This is a genomic window from Aquabacterium sp. (assembly GCF_049317225.1).
In the GTDB taxonomy this organism is placed as follows: Bacteria; Pseudomonadota; Gammaproteobacteria; order Burkholderiales; family Burkholderiaceae_C; genus Aquabacterium.
Genome location: NZ_JBMOIR010000029.1, coordinates 1 through 22,310, shown reverse-complemented (window position 1 = coordinate 22,310; position 22,310 = coordinate 1). Strand labels below are relative to the sequence as shown.

General features: G+C 60.2%; 19 protein-coding genes, 2 tRNA genes and 1 pseudogene. All 22 read right to left on the bottom strand.

What is annotated here, in order from left to right:
* Nucleotides 1–83: 83 nt before the first annotated feature.
* Nucleotides 84–159 (bottom strand) — tRNA-Glu (locus ACOYNB_RS13615).
* A gap of 37 nt (nt 160–196) precedes the next feature.
* A tRNA-Ala gene (locus ACOYNB_RS13610) sits at nt 197–272 on the bottom strand.
* Nucleotides 273–445: 173 nt separating this feature from the next.
* Nucleotides 446–1,849, bottom strand: coding sequence for a glutamate--tRNA ligase (gene gltX, locus ACOYNB_RS13605; protein WP_422839548.1), 1,404 nt, complete (start codon nt 1,847–1,849; stop codon nt 446–448).
* Nucleotides 1,846–3,126 carry an O-succinylhomoserine sulfhydrylase gene (locus tag ACOYNB_RS13600; RefSeq protein WP_422839547.1) on the bottom strand — a complete coding sequence of 427 codons (1,281 nt, stop codon included), beginning with the start codon at nt 3,124–3,126 and terminating at the stop codon, nt 1,846–1,848. Before ACOYNB_RS13600 ends, gltX begins: the two co-directional genes overlap by 4 nt.
* Before the next feature lie 21 nt (nt 3,127–3,147).
* Entirely contained in the window at nt 3,148–4,677 is a 1,530-nt protein-coding gene (purF, locus tag ACOYNB_RS13595; RefSeq protein WP_422839546.1) for an amidophosphoribosyltransferase, read from the bottom strand.
* A 37-nt stretch (nt 4,678–4,714) separates the two neighbouring features.
* Nucleotides 4,715–5,242, bottom strand: coding sequence for a CvpA family protein (locus ACOYNB_RS13590; protein WP_422839545.1), 528 nt, complete (start codon nt 5,240–5,242; stop codon nt 4,715–4,717).
* 21 nt (nt 5,243–5,263) lie between these two features.
* A complete protein-coding gene (locus tag ACOYNB_RS13585; RefSeq protein WP_422839544.1) occupies nt 5,264–6,070 on the bottom strand; it encodes an SPOR domain-containing protein in 807 nt (268 codons plus the stop codon).
* A 42-nt stretch (nt 6,071–6,112) separates the two neighbouring features.
* A complete protein-coding gene (gene folC / locus ACOYNB_RS13580) occupies nt 6,113–7,495 on the bottom strand; it encodes a bifunctional tetrahydrofolate synthase/dihydrofolate synthase (RefSeq protein ID WP_422839543.1) in 1,383 nt (460 codons plus the stop codon).
* Between the two features lie 87 nt (nt 7,496–7,582).
* Nucleotides 7,583–8,458, bottom strand: a complete 876-nt coding sequence (accD, locus tag ACOYNB_RS13575; RefSeq protein WP_420816685.1) for an acetyl-CoA carboxylase, carboxyltransferase subunit beta — start codon at nt 8,456–8,458, stop codon at nt 7,583–7,585.
* Between the two features lie 2 nt (nt 8,459–8,460).
* Nucleotides 8,461–9,282, bottom strand: a complete 822-nt coding sequence (gene trpA / locus ACOYNB_RS13570; RefSeq protein ID WP_422839542.1) for a tryptophan synthase subunit alpha — start codon at nt 9,280–9,282, stop codon at nt 8,461–8,463.
* Nucleotides 9,279–10,526 carry a tryptophan synthase subunit beta gene (trpB, locus tag ACOYNB_RS13565; protein WP_374258838.1) on the bottom strand — a complete coding sequence of 416 codons (1,248 nt, stop codon included), beginning with the start codon at nt 10,524–10,526 and terminating at the stop codon, nt 9,279–9,281. Before trpB ends, trpA begins: the two co-directional genes overlap by 4 nt.
* Nucleotides 10,527–10,558: 32 nt before the next feature.
* Nucleotides 10,559–11,215, bottom strand: a complete 657-nt coding sequence (locus ACOYNB_RS13560) for a phosphoribosylanthranilate isomerase (RefSeq protein WP_422839541.1) — start codon at nt 11,213–11,215, stop codon at nt 10,559–10,561.
* A 128-nt stretch (nt 11,216–11,343) separates the two neighbouring features.
* Nucleotides 11,344–12,237 (bottom strand): annotated as a pseudogene (gene truA / locus ACOYNB_RS13555) (tRNA pseudouridine(38-40) synthase TruA); the annotation flags it as partial.
* A gap of 81 nt (nt 12,238–12,318) precedes the next feature.
* On the bottom strand, nt 12,319–15,063 hold the full coding sequence (locus ACOYNB_RS13550; RefSeq protein ID WP_422839540.1) for a FimV/HubP family polar landmark protein: 2,745 nt from the start codon (nt 15,061–15,063) through the stop codon (nt 12,319–12,321).
* Between the two features lie 306 nt (nt 15,064–15,369).
* Complete coding sequence (gene asd, locus ACOYNB_RS13545) at nt 15,370–16,503, bottom strand: aspartate-semialdehyde dehydrogenase (protein ID WP_422839539.1); 1,134 nt, start codon at nt 16,501–16,503, stop codon at nt 15,370–15,372.
* Nucleotides 16,504–16,562: 59 nt separating this feature from the next.
* Nucleotides 16,563–17,642, bottom strand: coding sequence for a 3-isopropylmalate dehydrogenase (gene leuB / locus ACOYNB_RS13540; RefSeq protein WP_422839538.1), 1,080 nt, complete (start codon nt 17,640–17,642; stop codon nt 16,563–16,565).
* Nucleotides 17,643–17,681: 39 nt separating this feature from the next.
* Nucleotides 17,682–18,329: a 3-isopropylmalate dehydratase small subunit gene (gene leuD / locus ACOYNB_RS13535; RefSeq protein WP_422839537.1), complete on the bottom strand. Its 648-nt coding sequence runs from the start codon at nt 18,327–18,329 to the stop codon at nt 17,682–17,684.
* Between the two features lie 6 nt (nt 18,330–18,335).
* Nucleotides 18,336–18,467, bottom strand: coding sequence for an entericidin A/B family lipoprotein (locus ACOYNB_RS13530; RefSeq protein WP_422839536.1), 132 nt, complete (start codon nt 18,465–18,467; stop codon nt 18,336–18,338).
* A 36-nt stretch (nt 18,468–18,503) separates the two neighbouring features.
* Entirely contained in the window at nt 18,504–19,913 is a 1,410-nt protein-coding gene (gene leuC, locus ACOYNB_RS13525; protein WP_422839535.1) for a 3-isopropylmalate dehydratase large subunit, read from the bottom strand.
* A gap of 205 nt (nt 19,914–20,118) precedes the next feature.
* The gene (gene gltA / locus ACOYNB_RS13520; protein ID WP_422839534.1) at nt 20,119–21,429 is read right to left on the bottom strand and encodes a citrate synthase; all 1,311 of its coding nucleotides are present in this window, start codon (nt 21,427–21,429) and stop codon (nt 20,119–20,121) included.
* Between the two features lie 127 nt (nt 21,430–21,556).
* Nucleotides 21,557–21,847 carry a succinate dehydrogenase assembly factor 2 gene (locus tag ACOYNB_RS13515; RefSeq protein ID WP_420817833.1) on the bottom strand — a complete coding sequence of 97 codons (291 nt, stop codon included), beginning with the start codon at nt 21,845–21,847 and terminating at the stop codon, nt 21,557–21,559.
* A gap of 43 nt (nt 21,848–21,890) precedes the next feature.
* The coding region (locus ACOYNB_RS13510; protein ID WP_422839533.1) for a succinate dehydrogenase iron-sulfur subunit at nt 21,891–22,310 on the bottom strand (420 nt) is incomplete at its 5' end.

The window sequence follows — 22,310 nt, the reverse complement described above, 5'->3', positions numbered from 1 at the left end:
GCGTGACAGGCCGGTATTCTAACCAACTGAACTACCACTCCTGGTAGATAGCTTTCGCTCTTGCGAGCCAAGCGCTACAAACTTGGCGACCCCACGGGGATTCGAACCCCGGTACCTACCGTGAAAGGGTAGTGTCCTAGGCCTCTAGACGATGGGGTCAAAACCTTGGACTAATCCGCTTTTTCTCAGAAGCTTTTGGTGGAGGTAAGCGGGATCGAACCGCTGACCTCTTGCATGCCATGCAAGCGCTCTCCCAGCTGAGCTATACCCCCTCTGGATTTGCATCCTTCAGGCTGCCCGGCTGCTTCGTTGTTTCAAACAAAGCGTCGTTCAAGCGAGACTGAGAGTATATACCGAATTTCTATCTGTCATCAAGTGGTGCAGAAAAACTGCAGGTGTCGATGTTGCGCCACACAGCCACCGGCCGCCCAGCGCAACGCGCACCTCACACTTGCGCCAGGCGCTTCAGCACGACGTCGCGGTCAAACAGCGCCAGCACCGCATCCACAGATGGGGTCTGAGCACGTCCACACACCAGCAGCCGAACGGGGATGGCCACTTGAGGCATCTTCAAACCGAACTCGGCCATGGTGTCCTTGATGGCCTGGTTGATGGCCCCCTTCTCCCAATCGACCGTTTGCAGGCGCGCAGCCAATGCGGCCACAGCCGGTTTGTTCGCGTCCGTCAGTTGTGCGGCCAGTTCCTCTGCAGGCGCTGCCACGTCGCCCACATACATGGCCAACCAGTCCGCCAGTTCCACGGTGGTGGCGCAGCGGTCCTTGAACAAGGCGCACATGGCTGCCAGCTTGTCGCCTTGCGCCAACTCGTCAGGCACCGACACGCCACGGCGTTGCCACTGCTCGCGCACCAAACCAGCCAGCAATGCGTCCGAAGCCATCTTCATGTGCTGCTGCGCGACCCAACGGAGCTTGGCTTCGTCAAACTGACCGGCGCTCTTGCCCAGGTGGTCCAGGTTGAACCATTCCACCAACTGCTCACGCGAGAAGATCTCGTCGTCACCGTGACTCCAGCCCAGGCGAGCCAGATAGTTGACGATGGCATCGGCCAGATACCCCTCATCACGGTACTGGGTGACGGCCTTGGCGCCATGGCGCTTGGACATCTTCTCGCCCTGCTCGTTGAGCACAGTGGGCAAGTGGGCGTACACAGGAGGCTCTTGGCCCAAGGCGCGCAGGATGTTGATCTGGCGAGGCGTGTTGTTGACGTGGTCGTCACCACGGATCACGTGCGTGATGCCCATGTCCATGTCGTCCACCACCACGCAGAAGTTGTAGGTGGGTGTACCGTCGGGACGGGCGATCACCAGATCGTCCAGCTCATCGTTGCTGATCTCGATGCGGCCCTTGACCTTGTCTTCCCACACCACAGAACCACCTTGGGGGTTCTTGAAACGCAGCACGGGCTTGACGCCTTCGGGCACGGGCGGCAAGGTCTTGCCAGACTCCGGACGCCAGGTGCCGTCATAACGGGGCTTTTCCTTGTTGGCCATCTGGCGCTCGCGCAAGGCGTCGAGCTCTTCACTGCTCATGTAGCAGGGATAGACCAAACCCTTTTCCAGCATCTGCTGCAGAACCTCCTTGTAGCGGTCCATGCGCTGCATCTGGTAGTACGGACCTTCGTCATGGTCCAGGCCCAGCCACTTCATCCCTTCGATGATCACATCCACCGCTTCTTGCGAAGAGCGCTCGACGTCGGTGTCTTCAATGCGCAGGATAAAGACGCCCTTGTTGGCACGAGCAAAGGCCCAGGGGTACAGGGCCGAGCGGATGTTGCCCAGGTGAATGAAACCCGTGGGGGACGGGGCGAATCGGGTACGGACTTGGGTCATACGTTCAAAGTATCCAGACCACGGGCCAGATCGGCCTGCAGGTCGTCAATGTGTTCCAGACCCACAGCGATGCGGATCATGCCTTGGGTGATGCCAGCAGCCAGACGCTGCTCTTCGGTCAAGCGCCCATGGGACGTGCTGGCGGGATGGGTGATCAGGGTCTTGGTGTCGCCCAGGTTGGACGTGATCGAGCACAGGCGAGTGTGGTCAATCACATGGAAGGCGGCCTGACGCAAACGCAGGGACGCTTCGTCCAGATTGGCGGGCCCTGGCACCGTGACATCGCCTGCAGCAGGCTTCACGGAAAAGGACACCACTGCGCCACCACAACCGTTTTGCTGGCGCATGGCCAGTTCGTGCTGCGGATGACTCGGCAAACCGGGGTAGTAAACCTTGTCCACGCCAGGCTGCTGCTCCAGCCACTGCGCCAGCTTCGTCGCATTTGCGCTTTGCGCGGCCATGCGGATCGACAGGGTTTCCAGGCCCTTGAGCACAACCCACGCATTGAAGGGCGACAAGCTCATGCCAGCCCCGCGCATCGTGGCCATGAAGGGCCCATTGACGAAGCTGTCAGGGCCACACAGGGCACCGGCCAACACGCGGCCTTGTCCGTCCAGATACTTGGTACCGGAGTGAATGACGAAGTCCGCTCCCATCTTGGTGGGCTGCTGCAAGGCTGGGGTGCAGAAGCAGTTGTCCACCGCCAAGTGGGCCCCCGCGGCATGCGCCATGTCAGCCAAGGCACGGATGTCACACACCTCGGTCAGCGGGTTGCTGGGCGTTTCGGCAAAGAACAGCTTGGTGTTGGGTCGGATGGCTGCCTGCCACTCGCTCAGGTCGGTCTGCGACACGAACGTCGACTCGATCCCGAACTTGCCGAACTCACGCTGAATCAGGGTGATGGTGGAGCCGAACACGCTTTGCGAGCAGACCACGTGATCGCCTGCTTTCAGCAAACCCATGATGAGCAGCAGGATGGCGCTCATGCCGCTGGATGTGGCGATGGCCGCTTCGGTGCCCTCCAATGCCGCCAGACGACGTTCAAACATCATCGTGGTCGGGTTGGTGAAGCGCGAATAGACGAACGCCTCTTCTTCATTGGCAAAGCGCGCTGCAGCGGTGGCCGCATCGGGGTGATTGAAGCTGCTGGTCAGGAACAAGGCTTCAGAGTTTTCCCCCCACTGCGTGGCAGGCAAGCCCTCGCGCACAGCCAGCGTTTCGATGCGGGCATCGCCTGGCAGGTCTTTGCGAGGCAGTTTTTTCTTGTCAGAGGACATCGGTCGAACGCTCCGGAGGGCTCACTCGCCCTGTTGGTTCTGCAAGGCCAGACGCCCGCTGTCCGAGTCATCCTCACCCTTTTGAGACAGGCGCTGACTCTGGATCGCTGCGAAATCTTCGGCGCTGACATCACCGGTGATGTAGTGTCCGTCGAAGCACGATGCTTCGAAACCCGCGATGGCGGGATTCAACTTGCCCACAACCTTCTTCATGGCATCCACGTCCTGATAGATCAGGGCATCACAGCCAATGATCTGACGGATCTCTTCGATCGAGCGGCCATGAGCAACCAACTCGCTCTTGGTGGGCATGTCGATGCCGTACACGTTCGGGAAGCGAACGGGGGGCGCCGCAGAGGCCAGGTACACCTTGTTGGCACCGGCTTCGCGCGCCATCTGAACGATTTCCTTGGAGGTGGTGCCGCGCACGATGGAGTCGTCCACCAGCAGCACGTTGCGCCCCTTGAACTCCAGGCTGATGGCGTTGAGCTTTTGACGCACAGACTTCTTGCGAACACCCTGCCCCGGCATGATGAAGGTCCGGCCCACGTAACGGTTCTTCACGAACCCTTCGCGGTAAGGCTTACCCAGCTTTTGCGCCAACTGCATGGCAGACGGACGGCTGGATTCGGGGATCGGGATGACCACGTCGATTTCAGAAGGTGGCATGGTCGAAATCACGCGCTGCGCCAGGGTCTCACCCATTTCGAGGCGAGCCTGATAGACCGACACGCCATCAATGACCGAATCGGGGCGGGCCAGGTAGACGTACTCGAACATGCAGGGGTTCAAGACGGTCTTCTCAGCACATTGCTCGGCGTGAACGATGCCATCCGCGTCGATGAACAGAGCCTCACCGGGCTGCACATCGCGTACAAACCGATGGCTGGTGCCTTCCAGGGCCACCGACTCGCTGGCCACCATGACTTCGCGGCCTTCTGCCAGATCGGCTTCGCCGTAGCAAAGAGGACGGATGCCGTAGGGGTCACGGAAGGCAACCATGCCGTAGCCAGCAATCAAGCAGATCACGGCATACGAGCCCTTGATGCGCTTGTGCACTGCACGCACGGCACTGAAGATCGCTGCGGGCGTCAGGGGCAGATCACGGCCCGCCAACTCTAGCTCATGCGCGAAAACGTTCAGCAGCACTTCGGTGTCGCTGTCGGTGTTGAGGTGGCGGCGATCAATGTCAAACAGCTCCTTGCGCAAGGCATGGGCGTTCGTCAGGTTGCCGTTGTGCACCAGAACCAGACCGAAGGGGGCGTTGACGTAGAAAGGCTGAGCCTCCTCTTCGTTGAACGCGTTGCCAGCGGTGGGATAACGCACTTGCCCCAAACCGACATGGCCCATCAGCGAGCGCATATTGCGCGTACGGAACACGTCCTTGACCATGCCGCGCGCCTTGTGCATGAAGAACTTGCGTCCGTGCGCGTCTGGGCCGGCCGTCACGATGCCGGCAGCGTCTTGACCGCGATGCTGCAGCAGCAGCAGCGCGTCATAGATCAACTGGTTGACGGGCGTCTTGGAAATCACACCAACGATGCCGCACATGGTTCACCTCTTCCAATCAACTGAATCACAAAAACATTTACGACTGCTCGGGCAGGAACTTCACCACCTGCTCGGGCAAAACGGGGCGCAGCACATCCAGGCAGGCAGTCAGCCAGACCACCCCCTTCGACGCCTGCCAAGGCTGCCATTGCGCCATGGGCGTCAGGCTCACCACAGTCACCACGACCAAAGCCACCAACACCCCGCGCACCAGGCCAAACCCAGCACCCAATAAGCGATCTGCGCCACCCAAACCGGATTCCTTCACGATTTGCGTCAACGCCCACGACAACATGGCCCAAACAAGCCATGTCAACACAAAAACCAACAACATGCCAGCGATGAGGTTCACCCGCGAACCTGGCTCACCGACCGGCACCAAGGCACCGCCACGCGGGCCAAACCACTGCGCCATGAAGTAAGCCACAAGCCACCCCATCAGCGCCATGACTTCTTTGAGAAAACCCCGCCAAGTGCCCACAATGACCGACACACCCAGGCCCAGCAGCATGATCAGGTCGATCAGGCTCCAGGGGCTCACGGGCAATTCGCTGGATGGGGTCACGGTCAACGACTCACTCTGGCATCAAAGCGTCAGCACAGCGCCGGTCAACCCAGCCTTCCGCAGGGTCGCCATGGCCTTGTCTGCCTCGACCTTGTCAGCAAAAGGGCCAATCCGGACACGAATGCGCTTGCCATCCGGCGTATCGATTTGTTGGGAGTAGGTTTTGATGCCCAGCTTCTCAACCTTCATCCGCGCATCCTGGGCCGATTTCACTTCAGCAAACGCGCCGAACTGAACCACATACCGTGCCGAACTCTTGTCCGCTGACTTGTCACCAGCCTTGTCGGCGACCTTGGGCTCTGGCTTGCTCTCAGCTTTGGGCTTGGGCAAAACCTTTGCTTCGGCGACCACCTTCGGCTCAGGCTTTTTCGTCTCTGAGGTCACTGCCGCGACTTTGGGGCCCCCCGATGACGCCACCTTCGTCGAAGTTGGCGCGGGCACGACCGCCGGCTTGACCACCTGCGGCGCACTGGCCACCACAGGAGCGTGATCCTCGATCACTTCTTTCTCAGCAGGCTCCACCACGCTGGCGACGGCCACACGCCCGGAAGAGGCGCGGCCAGCGGTCGGCACGACCGGTGCGTCCACAGCCTGACCCGCCTGCACGACCTGAATGTCCTGCGACATCGGGCGAGGCTTCGTCTCAAACAACCAAGGGAAACCCAGCACGCCAGCGCCGACGAGGACCAACATGCCAATCAGCCGACGGCGTGCCCGCGTCCGCGTCGCCTCGACATCAGCCTCGGTCAGGGGCACGGCGTCCACGCCATTCGCACGCTTGGCGGTGAAACGCTCACGAAGACCTTGCAAAAATGAGGGCAACGGCATGCTGATGGGCAATAGAGGCTAAAAAAAAGCAACTCGTCAACGTTAATCAGACGAAGACTGCAGATGAGGCGCGTTCAACTTCGGCAGCCCCTCGTGCAAGACGCCGCCGACCGTGTAAAACGAGCCAAAGACCACAATTCTATCCGTGGGGTCTGCTGCTGCCAGCGCGGCCTTGAGTGCAGCCATGGGATCGGCATGCGTCGAGACACTCGCCTTGGGCGCCGTCGCAGAGGGGTGCGTCGCCATGTACCCCTCCAGAGACAACTTCAATTGCGCTGCCGACGACGCTCGCGCCGTGGGCAGATCGCAGCAGTACCACGCATCGACCAGAGGGCGCAGTTTCTCGATCATGCCCGCAGCATCTTTGTCGGCCATGGCGCCCCAGACGGCATGCGTGCGAGGATAGAACCCCATCTGATCCAGATTGACCGCCAAGGTGGCCACCGCATGGGGGTTATGCGCCACATCCAGAATCAAGGTGGGTTGCCCCGGAATGATCTGGAAACGCCCTGGCAACTCAACGGTCGCCAGGCCGGTACGCACTGCCTGCGCCGACACGGGCAAACGGTTCCGCATGGCTTCCAGTGCCGCCAGCACACCCGAGGCGTTCAGCAACTGATTGGCCCCTCGCAGCGCCGGGTAGGCCATGCCATTGAAGCGCTTGTTGCGCCCCCCCCAGGACCACTGCTGACGATCGCCCGCGTAGTTGTGATCCCGGCCAAAGAGCCAGAGGTCTGCCCCCAGCGAGGTGGCGTGATCGATCAAGCTTTGGGGTGCCTGTGGATCGGACACCACCGCCGCACGACCGACGCGCATGATGCCAGCCTTCTCACGTCCGATCGACTCACGATCAGGCCCCAGGAAGTCCATGTGGTCCAAGTCGATGCTCGTGATGATGGCGCAGTCCGCATCCACCACATTGACGGCATCCAGGCGACCGCCCAGCCCCACCTCCAGGATCACTGCATCCAAGCCCGAAGTGGCAAGCAGGCGCATGATGGCCAAAGTGGTGAACTCGAAGTAGGTCAACGGGATATCACCACGCGCTTGTTCGATCGCCTCAAATTGCGGCAGAAGCTGCGCAGCTGTCACCAATTCCCCATTGATGCGACAACGCTCCTCGAACTTGACGAGATGTGGTGAGCCGTAGACCCCAACTCTGAATCCCCCCGCCAACAAAATCCCCTCAAGCATGGCGCAGGTCGACCCTTTACCATTGGTGCCAGCCACGGTAAACACCACCGGTGTGCCATCAACGGGCTCATCGCCCCCCACCGGGGTGCCCAGCGTGACACCAGCACGAGCCCACACTGCACCAACACGCTCCAGCCCCATGTCAATGGCAGCCGAATGGAGTCGCTCGCAATGTGCCAGCCACTCTTCCAGAGAGCGCGGAGAAGTTGCAGGAGAAACGTTGTCAGACATGACCTGAACTCAATGAACAGTCAGAAACAAAACGGGCTGCAGGTTCAGCAGCCCGTCAAGGGAATCAAGCAAGGAAGCAACAGGCAATCAGGCAGCCACAGCATCCGCAGGTTGACGCTGCAACATGGCCAATTGACGCGCAATGCTCAAACGCAACTCACGACGATCAATGATCATGTCGACCGCACCCTTTTGCATCAGGAACTCTGCGCGCTGGAAGCCCTCTGGCAACTTCTCGCGCACCGTGTTTTCGATCACCCGCGGACCGGCAAAGCCGATCAGCGCCTTGGGCTCGGCGATCACGATGTCGCCCACGAAGGCAAACGAGGCCGACACGCCGCCCATGGTGGGGTCGGTCAGCACACTGATGTAGGGCAACTTGGCTTTGGCCAGACGTGTCAGGGCTGCATTGGTCTTGGCCATCTGCATCAGGCTCAGCAAGCCTTCCTGCATGCGGGCGCCACCCGTTGCTGTGAACGAGATGAACGGGGTCTTCTGATCCACCGCTGCTTCCACGCCACGCACGAAGCGCTCGCCCACCACGGAGCCCATCGAGCCGCCCATGAAGTCGAACTCGAAGCAGGCTGTCACCACCGGAATGCTGTGCACCGAGCCACCCATCACGATCAGGGCATCGGTTTCACCCGTGGCTTCCATGCCTTGCTTGAGTCGCTCGGGATACTTGCGGCTGTCCTTGAACTTCAGGGCATCCACCGGCAGGACTTCCTGACCGATTTCGTAGCGACCTTCTGCGTCCAGGAAAGCATCCAGACGGGCACGTGAACCAATGCGATGGTGGTGGCCGCATTTCGGGCACACGTTCACATTGGCTTCCAGGTCGTTCTTGTACAGAACCGTTTCACACGACGGGCACTTGACCCACAAGCCTTCCGGCACCGAGCGGCGCTCGGCCGGGTCGGTCGGTTGAATCTTGGGGGGCAGCAGTTTCTCAAGCCAGCTCATGCTCAGGCTCCTTTCAGTGAATCAAGTGCGGCGCGGATTTCAGCGATGAAATCACTGCCTGCCTTGACCACGGTTTCCGGGCTTTGCGCTTCCAGCAACTGGACAATGCGCGACCCGATGACAACAGCATCCGACACCGCGGCCACCGCCTTGGCGGTTTCTGCATCACGGATACCAAAACCCACACCAACGGGCACGCTCACGTGCGCCTTGATGCGAGGGACCATTTCTGCCACAGCGGCAGTGTCAAGGTGGCCGGCGCCCGTCACACCTTTGAGAGAGACGTAATACACATAGCCTGCCGCCACACGCCCCACTTCGGCCATGCGTTGCTCGTTGGAGGTGGGGGCCAGCAGGAAGATGGGTGCCAGGTCAGCAGCTTTCAGGCGCGCCGCGAACTCTTGGCATTCTTCTGGCGGATAGTCCACCACCAGCACGCCGTCCACGCCGCAAGCCTTGGCATCACGGACAAACGAACCCGCACCGTGGTGCAAGTCGTAGCATTCGATCGGGTTGGCATACCCCATCAGAACGACCGGGGTGACCGCGTCGCGCTCACGGAAAGCCTTCACATCGGCCAGCACATGGGCCAGCGAGATGCCCTTGGTCAGCGCACGCTCGGCGGCACGCTGAATCACCGGGCCATCGGCCATGGGGTCCGAAAATGGTACGCCCAGCTCGATCACGTCGGCACCAGCCTCAGCCATGCCCACCATCAAGTCGACGGTCTTTTCCGGGAAGGGGTCGCCACAGGTGATGAAAGGAATCAGCGCCTTGCGACCTTGCGCCTTCAGCGAGGCAAATTTCTGTTCAAGGCGGGTCATGCTTGACCTCCCTTCACAGACAGGCCACGGCACGATGGACGGCAGTAGAACTCCGCGCCCGTCAAATCCGCCACGGTCCCAATGTCCTTGTCACCACGACCGGACAAGTTAACCAGTACGTGCTGGTCAGGGCGCATGGTAGCAGCGAGCTTCATGCCGTAGGCGACCGCATGGCTGGATTCCAACGCAGGGATGATGCCCTCGGTGCGGCACAAGCGATGGAAGGCTTCCAGCGCTTCCTTGTCAGTGATGCCCACGTACTCGGCGCGACCGATGTCCTTCAGGTACGCATGCTCGGGGCCCACGCCGGGATAGTCCAAGCCAGCCGACACCGAGTGCGTTTCAGTGATCTGACCATTGGCATCCTGCAACAAATAGGTGCGATTGCCGTGCAGCACGCCCGGCACCCCCAACTGCAGCGACATCGAGTGCTTGCCGCTTTCGGCGCCCTCACCTGCCGCCTCCACACCGATGAGGCGAACCCCTTCATGCGGGATGTATGGGTAGAAGATGCCCATGGCATTCGAGCCGCCGCCCACGCAAGCCACAACCGCATCCGGCTGACGACCAATCTGCTCGGGCATCTGCTTGAGGCACTCTTCGCCAATCACACTCTGGAAATCGCGCACCATCGCCGGATAGGGGTGTGGCCCCGCCACTGTGCCGATGATGTAAAAGGTGTTTTCCACATTGGTGACCCAGTCACGCATGGCTTCGTTGAGCGCGTCTTTCAGCGTCTTGCTGCCCGACTCCACCGGCACCACTTTGGCACCCAGCAAGTGCATGCGGTACACATTGGGTGACTGACGCTTGACGTCTTCCGCGCCCATGTACACCACGCACTCCATGCCGTAACGGGCACAGATGGTGGCCGTGGCCACACCATGCTGACCGGCACCGGTTTCAGCAATGACGCGAGGCTTGCCCATGCGCTTGGCCAGCAAAGCCTGACCGATGGTGTTATTGACCTTGTGTGCACCCGTGTGATTGAGGTCTTCGCGCTTGAAGTGAATCTGGGCGCCCCCCACCTCACGGCTCAAACGAGCTGCGTGATAGATCGGGCTGGGGCGACCTACGAAGTGAGCCAACTCACGTCGGAATTCATCCTGAAACTCCGGGTCGTGGCGATAGTGTTCGTAGACGTTCTTGAGCTCTTCGAGCGCGTAGATCAGGGTCTCGGAGACAAAAGTGCCACCGTAAGGACCGAAATGCCCACGGGCATCGGGCTGGTTGTAATTCAACATGTCACTCTCAATGAACTCATAGACCGTAGCCATCAACCAGCCTGAGCGCACAACTCATCGGCTGCGCGTACCGCCTGGCAGAACTGACGCATCAGCAGCGGATCCTTGATCCCCTTACCGACCTCAACGCCAGAGCTGACATCCACAGCCCATGGCCGCACGCGCTGAATGCCCTCGATCACATTGCCGGCGTGCAAACCACCGGACAAAATCATGGGATCAGGCAGCCCGCGCGGCAACAAGGACCAATCAAATACCTGACCTCCTCCGCCATAGCCCTCAACATGGGCGTCCACCAACATGGCTTGGGCAGAGGAGAACGACAGGGCGAAGTCTAACAAATCGAATCCGGGCGCCATTCGGGCAGCGCGGACATAGGGTCGCTGTGCGGCTTCACATTGCTGAGGCGTCTCATCGCCATGAAACTGAAGCAAGGCATTGGGCACTGCCTCCAGTGCCGACTGCATGAGGTCGGCGCCAGCGTTGACCAGCAAGACCACCGGCGTCACAAATGGGGGCAATCGACGAGCCAACTCGCGCGCACGGACCGGCGTCACGTAGCGAGGACTCTTTTCATAAAGCACAAAGCCGATCGCATCGGCTCCGGATTCCACAGCGGCATCAACATCTACCTCACGCGTGAGGCCACAGATCTTGATGCGAGTGCGGTGTTTGAAAGACTGAGACATCCAGAAGGATCGGGCCGGCAAAACAGCCCGGTCGGTGTCGATGGCGGGATTGTCTCAAAAATGCGCGGATGGCGCGAGCACTCTGTGCGTTTTTACTGGATTGAGTCCCGATAACGCGAAGACGGGCCTCACGTCCACGCACCAGGAAGCCATGCCAGCGCAGGCGTCACATTGGGAAGCGACCACTTCGCGTCATAGGCTGGCCCCATGAAGTACAGGCCATCGGCAGAAAAAGTCGGGGCGGCGACCTCGCGACGCTTGGCGTGCAAGACCTCCAACACCCAGTCCGAACCTCTCGTTCCGGTGCCGACTGCCACCAGGCAGCCCATGATGTTTCGAATCATGTGGTGCAGAAACGCCTGCCCCTCAAAATCGAAGCGCCAATAGCGCCCACGACCACCCAGCGCCGACATAGGTCCATGCCCAGCCTCGGGCAACACATCCGGCATGGCGGCATCAAAAGATGACGCATGCACCGGACGCGTCGGCGAGTGACATTGCGCGATGCGGATTTCTCGGAGCAACTTCACGGGCGTCGGCGACTGACACATCGACGAGCGAAACGAACTGAAATCGTGCTCACCGATCAGATGGGCTGCAGCCAGCCTCATGGCATCGAGATCCAGGGGGCGGAATACCCAACCGACACGCCCAGCCTCCAGCGCCGGCCTCACCGGAGACTCCAGCAGGATGTAGGTGTAACGACGCCCCCTGGCACTGTTTCGCGCATGAAACGCTGGCGTGACATGTGCAGCCCACTGCACCGCAATATCCGGCGGCAGGAAAGCATTGGTGCCGCGTACCCACGAAAATGGCTCGCGAACAATGTCGGTATCGAGGTGCACCACCTGGTTGATGCCATGCACACCTGCATCGGTACGCCCGGCGCACACAACCTTGAGGGGACGCACGGCAAACTGGGTTAAGGCAGCCTCGAGTGCATCTTGCACCGTTCCACCACCCGGTTGACTTTGCCAGCCTTTGTAGGCCGAGCCAAGGTAAGAAACACCAAGGGCGACCCGGCGGGCCGCCCTTGTATAGGCACCTGACTCAGCCGGAACGAGTACTTCCGCACTCGTCTCCGGTTTATCACTCTGCATGCATCAGCCCAAGTTACCCAACATCGCCTGAGCCTTGCTCTTCAGCGAAGCATCAGCGGTGTTTTCAACGACCTCTTGCAACAACTCGCGAGCACCGTCGACATCACCGATCTGACGGAACTCTTCCGCCAATTCAAACTTGCGCGCCATCGGATCATCCGAAACGGGGGCATCAACGACGTCACCCGCTGCAAAAGCACCATCGTCAGCCGTAGGCTCATCCAGATCCAGACTGATGCTGCCCATGTCGAAAGCGACTGGTGCAGGCTCAGACACAGGCTGTTGAACAGCCGGGGCGGCATCCGGAGAGCCGGGTTCGTCCAGCGACAAATCAAAGTCCAAGCCACCGTCATCTTCGGCCTGAGCAGGCTCCGCAGCTGCTTCATCCAAGCTCGGCAGATCCATCGACACGTCGGGCTCTGCAGCGGGCGCCGTGCTCAATGCGCCGCTCGGGAACGACTCGATGTCTGGCAATTCCAGCGCACCCAACTCCTCACCTTCGGGCGCATGCGGCTGAACCGAGTCAGACACAGCATCCAAGGGCGTTGGTGCCGAGATATCCAGATCCAGATCCATGCCATCGGCATCCGCCGACAAGGCTTCAGGCGCAGGCTGCGTGTCCAGCGCACTGGGCGCGGGCATCACGGAATGCGGAATGGTGCTCGCACCCAAATAGTCTGGTGCAACACCGTCCACAGCAGCGCCATTCGGCTGACCGCCCGGCTGATACAGGGGGTTCTCCGGGTCAATGCCCAAACCCATTTCCTGCGCCTTGGCCCAATCCTCGCCCGCACCCAAAGTCAGGTCGTACAACTGGGTCGCCAGTTGCTCGAAACCCTTGGTATCACGGCGCTTGGCATAGACCTCCAGCAACTTGGTACGAATCGCCAAGCGATCTGGTGTGCTACGCAGGGCTTCCTTCAGGATTTCTTCGGCCTGGAGGTCGCGGCCATAGGCCAGGTACACATCCGCCTCGGCCACAGGATCCACGTCACCGATGGCATCAAGCTGACTGAGCGAATAGCTCATCGAGGATGGGCCGCCAGTTGCATCACGCGTATCCACGCGCTGACCACCGCTGGCGCCAAAGAACGAATCGGGCTGCAGACGGCTCTCGAGGAACGAAGTCTCGCCAGAATCACTCCGACGACGCGAACGCAGGTACATGCCAGCACCAGCGACCAACGCCAACACCGCGCCGCCAGCAGCCAGCAGCATCGGATTCAGTGACTCCAGGAAGCCAGGTTCTGCAGCTTCAGGCACCGGCGCAGGAGCTGGCACGCTGGCGGGCGCCACCACGCGGGGCGCAACCGACGAGGCGGCAACAGAAGCGGCCGAGGCTGCCGTATCGGCCACACCCGTTGCTGCGGCGCTGGCCACCACGGAGGCAGCGCTGGGCGCCTCAGCGGGCTTGGCCACGACAGGCACAGGAGCCGGCGCCGCCACGGATGCAACCACCGCAGGCTTGCTGGCGGCGACGGGGGCCGGAGGCACCACTGGCGCAGGCGCGGCAGCAGATGCCACGGCAGCCTTTTCCTTCAACTTGCGCAGCTCGTCCAGATTCTTCGACAATTCAGCAACACGAGCCGTGCTGTCTTGCTTGGCGCGCGCGGCAGCAACGCGATCTTCTGCAGCAGGCTTGGCAGTACCAGCACCAACAGCACCCTTGCTCAGGGTCAGCTTATCTGGGGCGGGTGCAGCAGCCTGACGCTTGTCTTTGACCTCAGCCTCGACCTTGCCCTTGGCTTGACGCTGAGGCTGATCCTGACGTGTCGGTGTCACCCCTGTCGCCAGTTGTTGGCGATAGGCAGCAAAGTCTGCACTCTGAGCCTGAATAATCTGACGCGCTTCCTGTTGAGAAACTGCCTTGGCTTGCTCGGCCGTCGGCACATTCAGCACCGCGCCAGAGCGCAGGCGATTCATGTTGTTTCCCAGAAAGGCATCAGGATTGTTGCGATAGAGTCCAACCAGCATCTGGTCCAGCGATACACCACCGGACAAATGCTGCCCCGCGATACGGGACAACGAATCTCCGGACCTCACGCGAACCGACTGAGACGCAGCAGGAGCATGCGCAGGCGCCACTTTGACGGCGGCGGGCGCAGGCGCAGAGGCTTGAACCGGTGCTGACGCAGCCGCAGCCTGGGCTGCTGGACGCTGAGCAGGCTTCTGTTGCTTGACTGGAGGGGCTTCAACCGGCGCAGCCACAACGGGCGCGCTGGGCTGAGGCTTTACAGCAACTGGCTTCGGTGCGACCACCGGCGCAGGCGCTGGCGCCTCCATGACCGGAGCGGTCACAGGTGCTGGCGCGCGCGACGTAGAAGGGGGATCGAACAGCAGCGTGTATTCACGCACCAACCGACCGGACGACCAGGACAGATCCAAGATCACATCAATGAACGGCTCCTGAACGGAGCGATCACTGACGATTCGCAAATAAGGACGACCATCAGCACGGCGCTGCAAGACCACCGACGTGGCGCCCAGCACCTGGTTGTAGTCAACGCCCGCAGCACGGTACGTCTCGGGTGATGCCACGCGAACCTGCAAGCTGCCGGCTTCGTCCGCATTCAAACTGGTGACATCGATTTCAGCACGAAGTGACTCACCCAAAGCGGATTGCACATTCAGTTTCCCCAAGCCCAAAGCCCACGCAGAGGCGGGCAAAACGGCCAAGGCAGAAACAGCAGCTGCAACAGCAACACGATTCAGGGCAAAGCGCCCAGCGGACAACGAATGATCTTTCAAGGCGTCTCCCAAGTCGTCACGGGGTCGATAAATCGACCAGCGGCATACCCGGGCCAGACACAGGCCCCTAGATACACCGACACCTGCAGACGGTACGCGGCAGAAAACACAATAGCATCAAGCAGATATGGTGACAAGCTCACGCAATTACTGATGCCAGAAGAAGTATGGGCATAGACCCCGAATTATCGGAATCCGGTATCCCTTATTGTCGCCGCCGGACAACAAGCACACTTCCTGAATTTGTGACCAGACGTTGCAGAAACCGGGGGCAATATCCGCCGCAACGCCTGGATTTGGGTTTGATTATTTATCGAGCAAGATGCGCAACATGCGGCGCAAAGGCTCCGCGGCGCCCCACAGCAATTGGTCGCCAATGGTGAAGGCGCCCACATACTCAGGGCCCATGGCCAGTTTGCGAATACGGCCCACCGGGATATTCAGCGTACCGGTCACGGCCACCGGGGTCAGGCCCTGCAGCGTTGCTTCACGGGTATTTGGCACCACCTTGGCCCATGGATTATCCGCAGCGATCATCGCCTCGATTTCTTCCACGGACACGTCCTTCTTCAGCTTGAAGGTCAATGCCTGGGAGTGACAACGCATGGCACCAATGCGCACGCAGAAACCGTCCACCGGCACCGCGGGCGAACCGAAACCTTCGCCCTGCCCCAGGATCTTGTTGGTTTCAGCCATGCCCTTCCACTCTTCCTTGGATTGGCCATTGCCCAGGTCCTTGTCGATCCAGGGGATCAACGAACCGCCCAGTGGCACGCCAAAGTTGGCGGTCTCGGCGTCCGTGAGCGAACGCTGCTTGGCGATGACCTTGCGGTCGATCTCCAGAATGGCGCTCTTGGGATCGTCAAGCAGCGACTTGACTTCGGCGTTCAGCGTACCGAACTGAGTCAGCAGTTCACGCATGTGCTGCGCACCACCGCCCGATGCGGCCTGGTAGGTTTGGGTGGACATCCACTCCACCAGACCGGCCTTGTACAGGGCACCGACACCGATCAGCATGCAGCTGACCGTGCAGTTGCCACCGACCCAGTTCTTGCCGCCATTGGCCAGTGCATTCATGATCACGGGCATGTTGACCGGATCCAGCACGATGACCGCGTCATCCTTCATGCGCAGCGTGGACGCAGCGTCAATCCAGTGACCAGTCCAGCCCGACTCACGCAGCTTGCCGAACACTTCGGTGGTGTAGTCGCCACCCTGAGCAGTCACGATGATGTCGCAACGCTTGAGTTCGTTGATGTCGTAAGCGTCCTTCAGGGTCTTCTCGTTCTTGGCCATGGACGGTGCTGCACCACCGGCGTTCGATGTCGAAAAGAACAATGGCTCGAAGTGATCGAAGTCACCCTCAGCCAACATGCGGTCCATCAGGACGGAGCCGACCATGCCGCGCCAGCCCACCAATCCAACCAGAGTCGTTGCCATCTTGTTTTCCTTTGAGTCTGAATCTGTGCCCCAGGGCCTCACGACCCTGGATGAATACCTCAGCCTTGGGCCTTGAGTGCGGCCACCACAGCCTCACCCATTTCTACCGTGCCCACCTTCTTCGTGCCTTCGCTGTAGATGTCGGCCGTACGCAGACCTTGCTCCAGCACAGCCTGGACGGCGCGCTCGATGCGCGAAGCAGCCTCTTCCTGGTTCAGGCTGAAGCGCAGCATCATGGCGGCCGACAGGATGGTGGCCAGCGGATTGGCAACACCCTTGCCTGCGATATCGGGGGCCGAGCCATGGCTAGGCTCGTACAGGCCTTGACCCTTGGCGTTCAGCGAAGCCGAAGGCAGCATGCCGATCGAGCCGGTCAGCATGGCTGCCGCATCAGACAAGATGTCGCCAAACATGTTGCCGGTGAACAGCACGTCAAACTTCTTGGGTGCCTTGACCAGCTGCATCGCGGCATTGTCCACGTACATGTGATCCAGCTCGATGTCGGGGTACTGGGCATGCACCTCGGTGACGACATCCTTCCAGAACTGGAAAGTTTCCAGCACGTTGGCCTTGTCGACGCTGGTCACGCGCTTGTTGCGCTTGCGAGCAGCCTGGAAGGCGACGTGGGCGATGCGCTCGATCTCGGGGCGCGAATAGCGCATCGTGTCGAAGGCTTCGGGGGCGCCCTTGAACTCACCGTCAGGCGATTCGCGGCGACCGCGTGGCTGGCCGAAATAGATGTCGCCGGTCAGCTCGCGGATGATGAGGATGTCGAGACCTGCCACCAGTTCAGGCTTGAGGCTCGATGCGTGCGTGAGCTGCGGATAGCAGATGGCCGGGCGGAAGTTGGCGAACAAGCCCATGTTCTTGCGCAGGCCCAGGATGGCCTGCTCAGGACGCAACGGGCGATCCAACTTGTCGTACTTCCAATCACCCACCGAGCCAAACAGAACGGCGTCCGATTCCATGGCCAGCTTCAGCGTGTGCTCGGGCAGTGGGTGGCCGTGCGCATCAAATGCGGCACCACCGACCTTGGCCTCTTCCATATCGAAGGACAGGTCCAGCGCCTTGAGCACTTTCACTGCCTCGGTGACGATTTCGGGGCCGATGCCGTCACCCGGCAGAACTGCAATCTTCATGACCATGTTGGTATCTCAGCGGGAAATTGAAATCTGGAATCAGACGATACGGTTGTTCAGCCAAGGCTTCTTGGCCAGACGCTCGGCCTCATAAGCCTTGATCTTGTCAGCGTGACGCAGGGTCAGGCCGATGTCGTCAAAACCATTGAGCAGGCAGAACTTGCGGAAGGGCTGCACATCAAACGGCAACTCGGTGCCATCGGGCTTGACCACAACCTGACGCTCCAGGTCAATGGTGAGCTCGTAGCCAGGGAACGCAGCCACTTCGTTGAACAAATTATCAACTTGCAACTCGCTCAACACGATGGGCAGCAGCCCATTCTTGAAGCTGTTATTGAAGAAGATGTCAGCAAAGCTGGGGGCAATGATGGCGCGGAAGCCATATTGATCCAAAGCCCATGGCGCATGCTCACGGCTGGAGCCACAACCAAAGTTCTTGCGAGCCAACAGGATCGAAGCACCTTGATAGCGAGGCTGGTTCAGCACGAAGTCAGGATTGGGCTTGCGCGACGCAGGGTCCTGCCCCGGCTCACCCACATCCAGATAGCGCCATTCGTCAAACAGGTTCGGGCCAAAGCCCGTGCGCTTGATGGACTTCAGGTATTGCTTGGGGATGATGGCGTCGGTGTCGACGTTGTCCCGGTCCATCGGGGCCACCAGGCCCTTGTGAATGCGAAATGCTTGCATGGTGAATTACTTTTTCGCTGCGTTGGAGATGGCCTCACCCGCCTTTTCCAGATCCTGACCAAAACCACGCACGGTGTTGCAGCCACCCAGGGCCAACAGCGAGAGCGAGAGGGTCAATACGGCGATCAGTCGGAGCATGATGAGGTTTCTTGCCAATCAGACGGGTTGCGGGATTCAGGCGATGCGACGAACGTCCACGAAGTGGCCATTCATGGCGGCGGCAGCAGCCATGGCGGGGCTCACCAGGTGCGTGCGGCCACCAGCGCCTTGGCGACCTTCGAAATTGCGGTTGCTGGTGGACGCGCAACGCTCACCCGGATCCAGGCGGTCGGCGTTCATGGCCAGACACATGGAGCAACCAGGCTCACGCCATTCGAAGCCCGCTGCCTTGAAGATCTGATCCAGACCTTCACGCTCAGCTTGCTCCTTGACCAAACCGGAACCTGGCACCACCAGTGCCAGCTTGATGTTCGAGGCCACACGACCGCCGATCTTCTTGACCACTGCAGCAGCCTCACGCATGTCTTCGATGCGGCTGTTGGTGCAGGAACCGATGAACACCTTGTCGACACGGATGTCGTTGATGGCCTTGTTGGGTTCCAGTGCCATGTATTGCAATGCACGCTCCATCGCCGAGCGCTTCACAGGATCCTTTTCCTTGTCGGGATCAGGCACACGGTCTTCGATGGACAGCACCATCTCGGGCGATGTCCCCCAGGTCACCTGAGGCTTGATCTGAGTCGCATCGAGTTCGACCACGGTGTCGAACACGGCGTCAGGATCGGAATGCAGGGTACGCCAGTAAGTGATGGCTTGCTCCAACTCCACGCCAGTGGGGCTGAATGGGCGGTTTTGCACGTACTGGATGGTGGTGTCGTCCACCGCCACCAGACCAGCGCGCGCACCGGCCTCGATGGCCATGTTGCACACGGTCATGCGCCCTTCCATGCTCAGGGCGCGGATGGCACTGCCTGCGAATTCGATGGTGTAGCCGGTACCGCCAGCGGTGCCGATCTTGCCGATGATGGCCAGAACGATGTCCTTGCCCGAGCAGCCCTTGGCCAACTCGCCTTCGACCTTGACCAGCATGTTCTTGGCCTTCTTGGCCAACAGGGTCTGCGTGGCCAGCACATGCTCCACTTCAGACGTACCGATGCCGTGTGCCAAAGCGCCGAAAGCGCCATGGGTCGATGTGTGGCTGTCGCCGCACACCACGGTCATGCCGGGCAGCGTGGCGCCCTGCTCTGGGCCGATCACGTGCACGATGCCCTGACGCTTGTCGCCCATCTTGAACTGGGTGATGCCGACCCGGTCACAGTTGGTGTCGAGGGTGTCCACCTGCAACTTGGACACGGGGTCCTTGATGCCTTCAGAACGATCGGTGGTGGGCACGTTGTGGTCGCTCACAGCCAGGTTGGCCGACAGACGCCACACCTTGCGGCCAGCGATATCCAGACCTTCAAACGCCTGCGGGCTGGTCACTTCGTGAACCAGATGGCGGTCGATATAGAGCACGGCGGTGCCGTCTTCTTCGGTGTGGACGACGTGCTCGTCCCAGATCTTGTCGTAAAGGGTGCGTCCCATGGTGCTTACGTAGAGCGAAGGGTTTGTAAACCCTGAGGTGGGGAAAGATGACGATTTTACGGCACCGACGCAGGAAATACCCCTAACCGTCGCACTGACTTCAAGTCAGCGATGCCGCAGCCTCATCAAGACACGGCATTTGGCACGCCAGAAAAGAAAAAACCCCGGCAAGCCGGGGTTTTGATCGTCAAGAGACGAGAGGCTATCAGCGAGCCGACAGAGGCTTGACGTCGCGCTTCTCGGCGCCAACGAACAGCTGACGGGGACGACCGATCTTGTACTCGGGGTCGCCGATCATTTCGTCGAGCTGAGCAATCCAGCCAACCGTGCGAGCCAGTGCGAAGATGGCGGTGAACAGTTGGACAGGGATACCGATGGCGCGTTGAACGATACCGGAGTAGAAGTCCACGTTCGGGTACAGCTTGCGCTGGACGAAGTAGTCGTCTTCCAGAGCGATCTGTTCCAGCTTCTTGGCCAGGGCGAACAGAGGATCGTTTTCCAGACCCAGTTCGGCCAGCACTTCGTTGCAGGTTTCCTGCATCAGCTTGGCGCGAGGATCGTAGTTCTTATAGACACGGTGACCGAAGCCCATCAGACGGACGCCGGAGTTCTTGTCCTTGACCTTCTCCATGAACTCACCGACCTTGGAGATGCCGCCCATGGCCTGGATGTCTTCCAGCATGTTCAGGCAAGCCTCGTTGGCACCACCGTGAGCAGGACCCCACAGGCAAGCCACGCCAGCGGCGATGGCTGCGAACGGGTTGGTGCCCGACGAACCGCACAGACGGACGGTCGAGGTGGAAGCGTTTTGCTCGTGGTCAGCGTGCAGAATGAAGATGCGATCCAGAGCGCGTTCCAGAACGGGGTTCGGCTTGTACTCTTCGCATGGTGTAGCGAACATCATGCGCAGGAAGTTACCGGAGTACGACAGGTCGTTCTTCGGATAAACGAAAGGCTGACCGATGGAGTACTTGTAAGCCATGGCCACGAGCGTAGGCATCTTGGCGATCAGACGGATCGCGGCGATCTTGCGGTGCTCGGGGTTGTTGATGTCGGTGCTGTCGTGATAGAAGGCCGACAGAGCGCCAACCAGACCGGTCATCACGGCCATGGGGTGAGCGTCGCGACGGAAGCCACGCAGGAAGAACTGCATTTGCTCGTTGACCATGGTGTGATTGGTCACACGGGCCACGAACTCGTCCTTTTCCTTCTGGTTCGGCAGTTCGCCGTTCAGCAGCAGGTAGCAGGTTTCCAGGAAGTCACAGTTGGTCGCCAGTTGCTCGATGGGGTAGCCGCGGTACAGCAGCTCACCCTTGTCGCCGTCGATGTAAGTGATCTTCGAGTTGCACGAAGCAGTCGACAGGAAGCCAGGATCGTAGGTGAACTTGCCGGACTGGGCGTACAGCTTACGGATGTCGATCACATCCGGGCCGACAGAACCCTTGTAGATGGGCAGTTCCATGCTGGGGCTGCCGTCAGAAAACGACAGGGTGGCTTTCACGTCGGACGGGGTCATGAGCACTCCTAAGAAGGGGTCGGTCTTGTGTGTAAATCGGTCGAGAGCGAGGGAAAATCCCAAGCCCGAATTATGGGTCTTACTTCAACGTGTCACGGCGGTTACATCGCCATGTCATGCAGAAAAGTTACACCTTGGTCACACGCATCATCTGAAGAACCTGCAGGAGTTCCGGGCTGGATTGATCGGCTTCAGGCTCTTTGCGAGCCAGCAGAAGATCCAGCAAATCGTTGTCCGACAGGTCCATCAGTTGAAGCAAGCCCTGGACCAGGGGCGTTGTCAGCTGATTTTCGTATTGCTCGAAGAAGCGGTCAATGAAGAGATCGTTCTCCAGCAGACCCCGACGGCAACGCCAGCGCAGGCGACGCAGCACGTCCGGATGCGGGGTGAGATCGTCGTTTGCGGTGGTATCGGTCATCAAGGTCAACGTGGTCATGCTGTAACGAGGCAAGCAGGCCGGATCAAACGGCGCGGCGAACCATCAGTTCCTTGATCTTGCCAATGGCCTTGGTTGGGTTCAGGCTCTTGGGGCAGACGTCGACACAGTTCATGATGGTGTGGCAACGGAACAGACGGTACGGGTCTTCCAGGTTATCCAGACGCTCGGCGGTGGCTTCGTCGCGGCTGTCAGCGATGAAGCGGTAAGCCTGCAGCAGACCAGCGGGGCCCACGAACTTGTCGGGGTTCCACCAGAAGCTGGGGCAGCTGGTCGAGCAGCTGGCGCACAGAATGCACTCGTACAGGCCGTTGAGCTCTTCACGCTCTTCGGGCGACTGCAGACGCTCTTTCTCGGGCGGCACGTTGTCGTTGATCAGGTAGGGCTTGATCGAGTTGTACTGCTTGAAGAACTGGGTCATGTCCACGATCAGGTCGCGGATGAC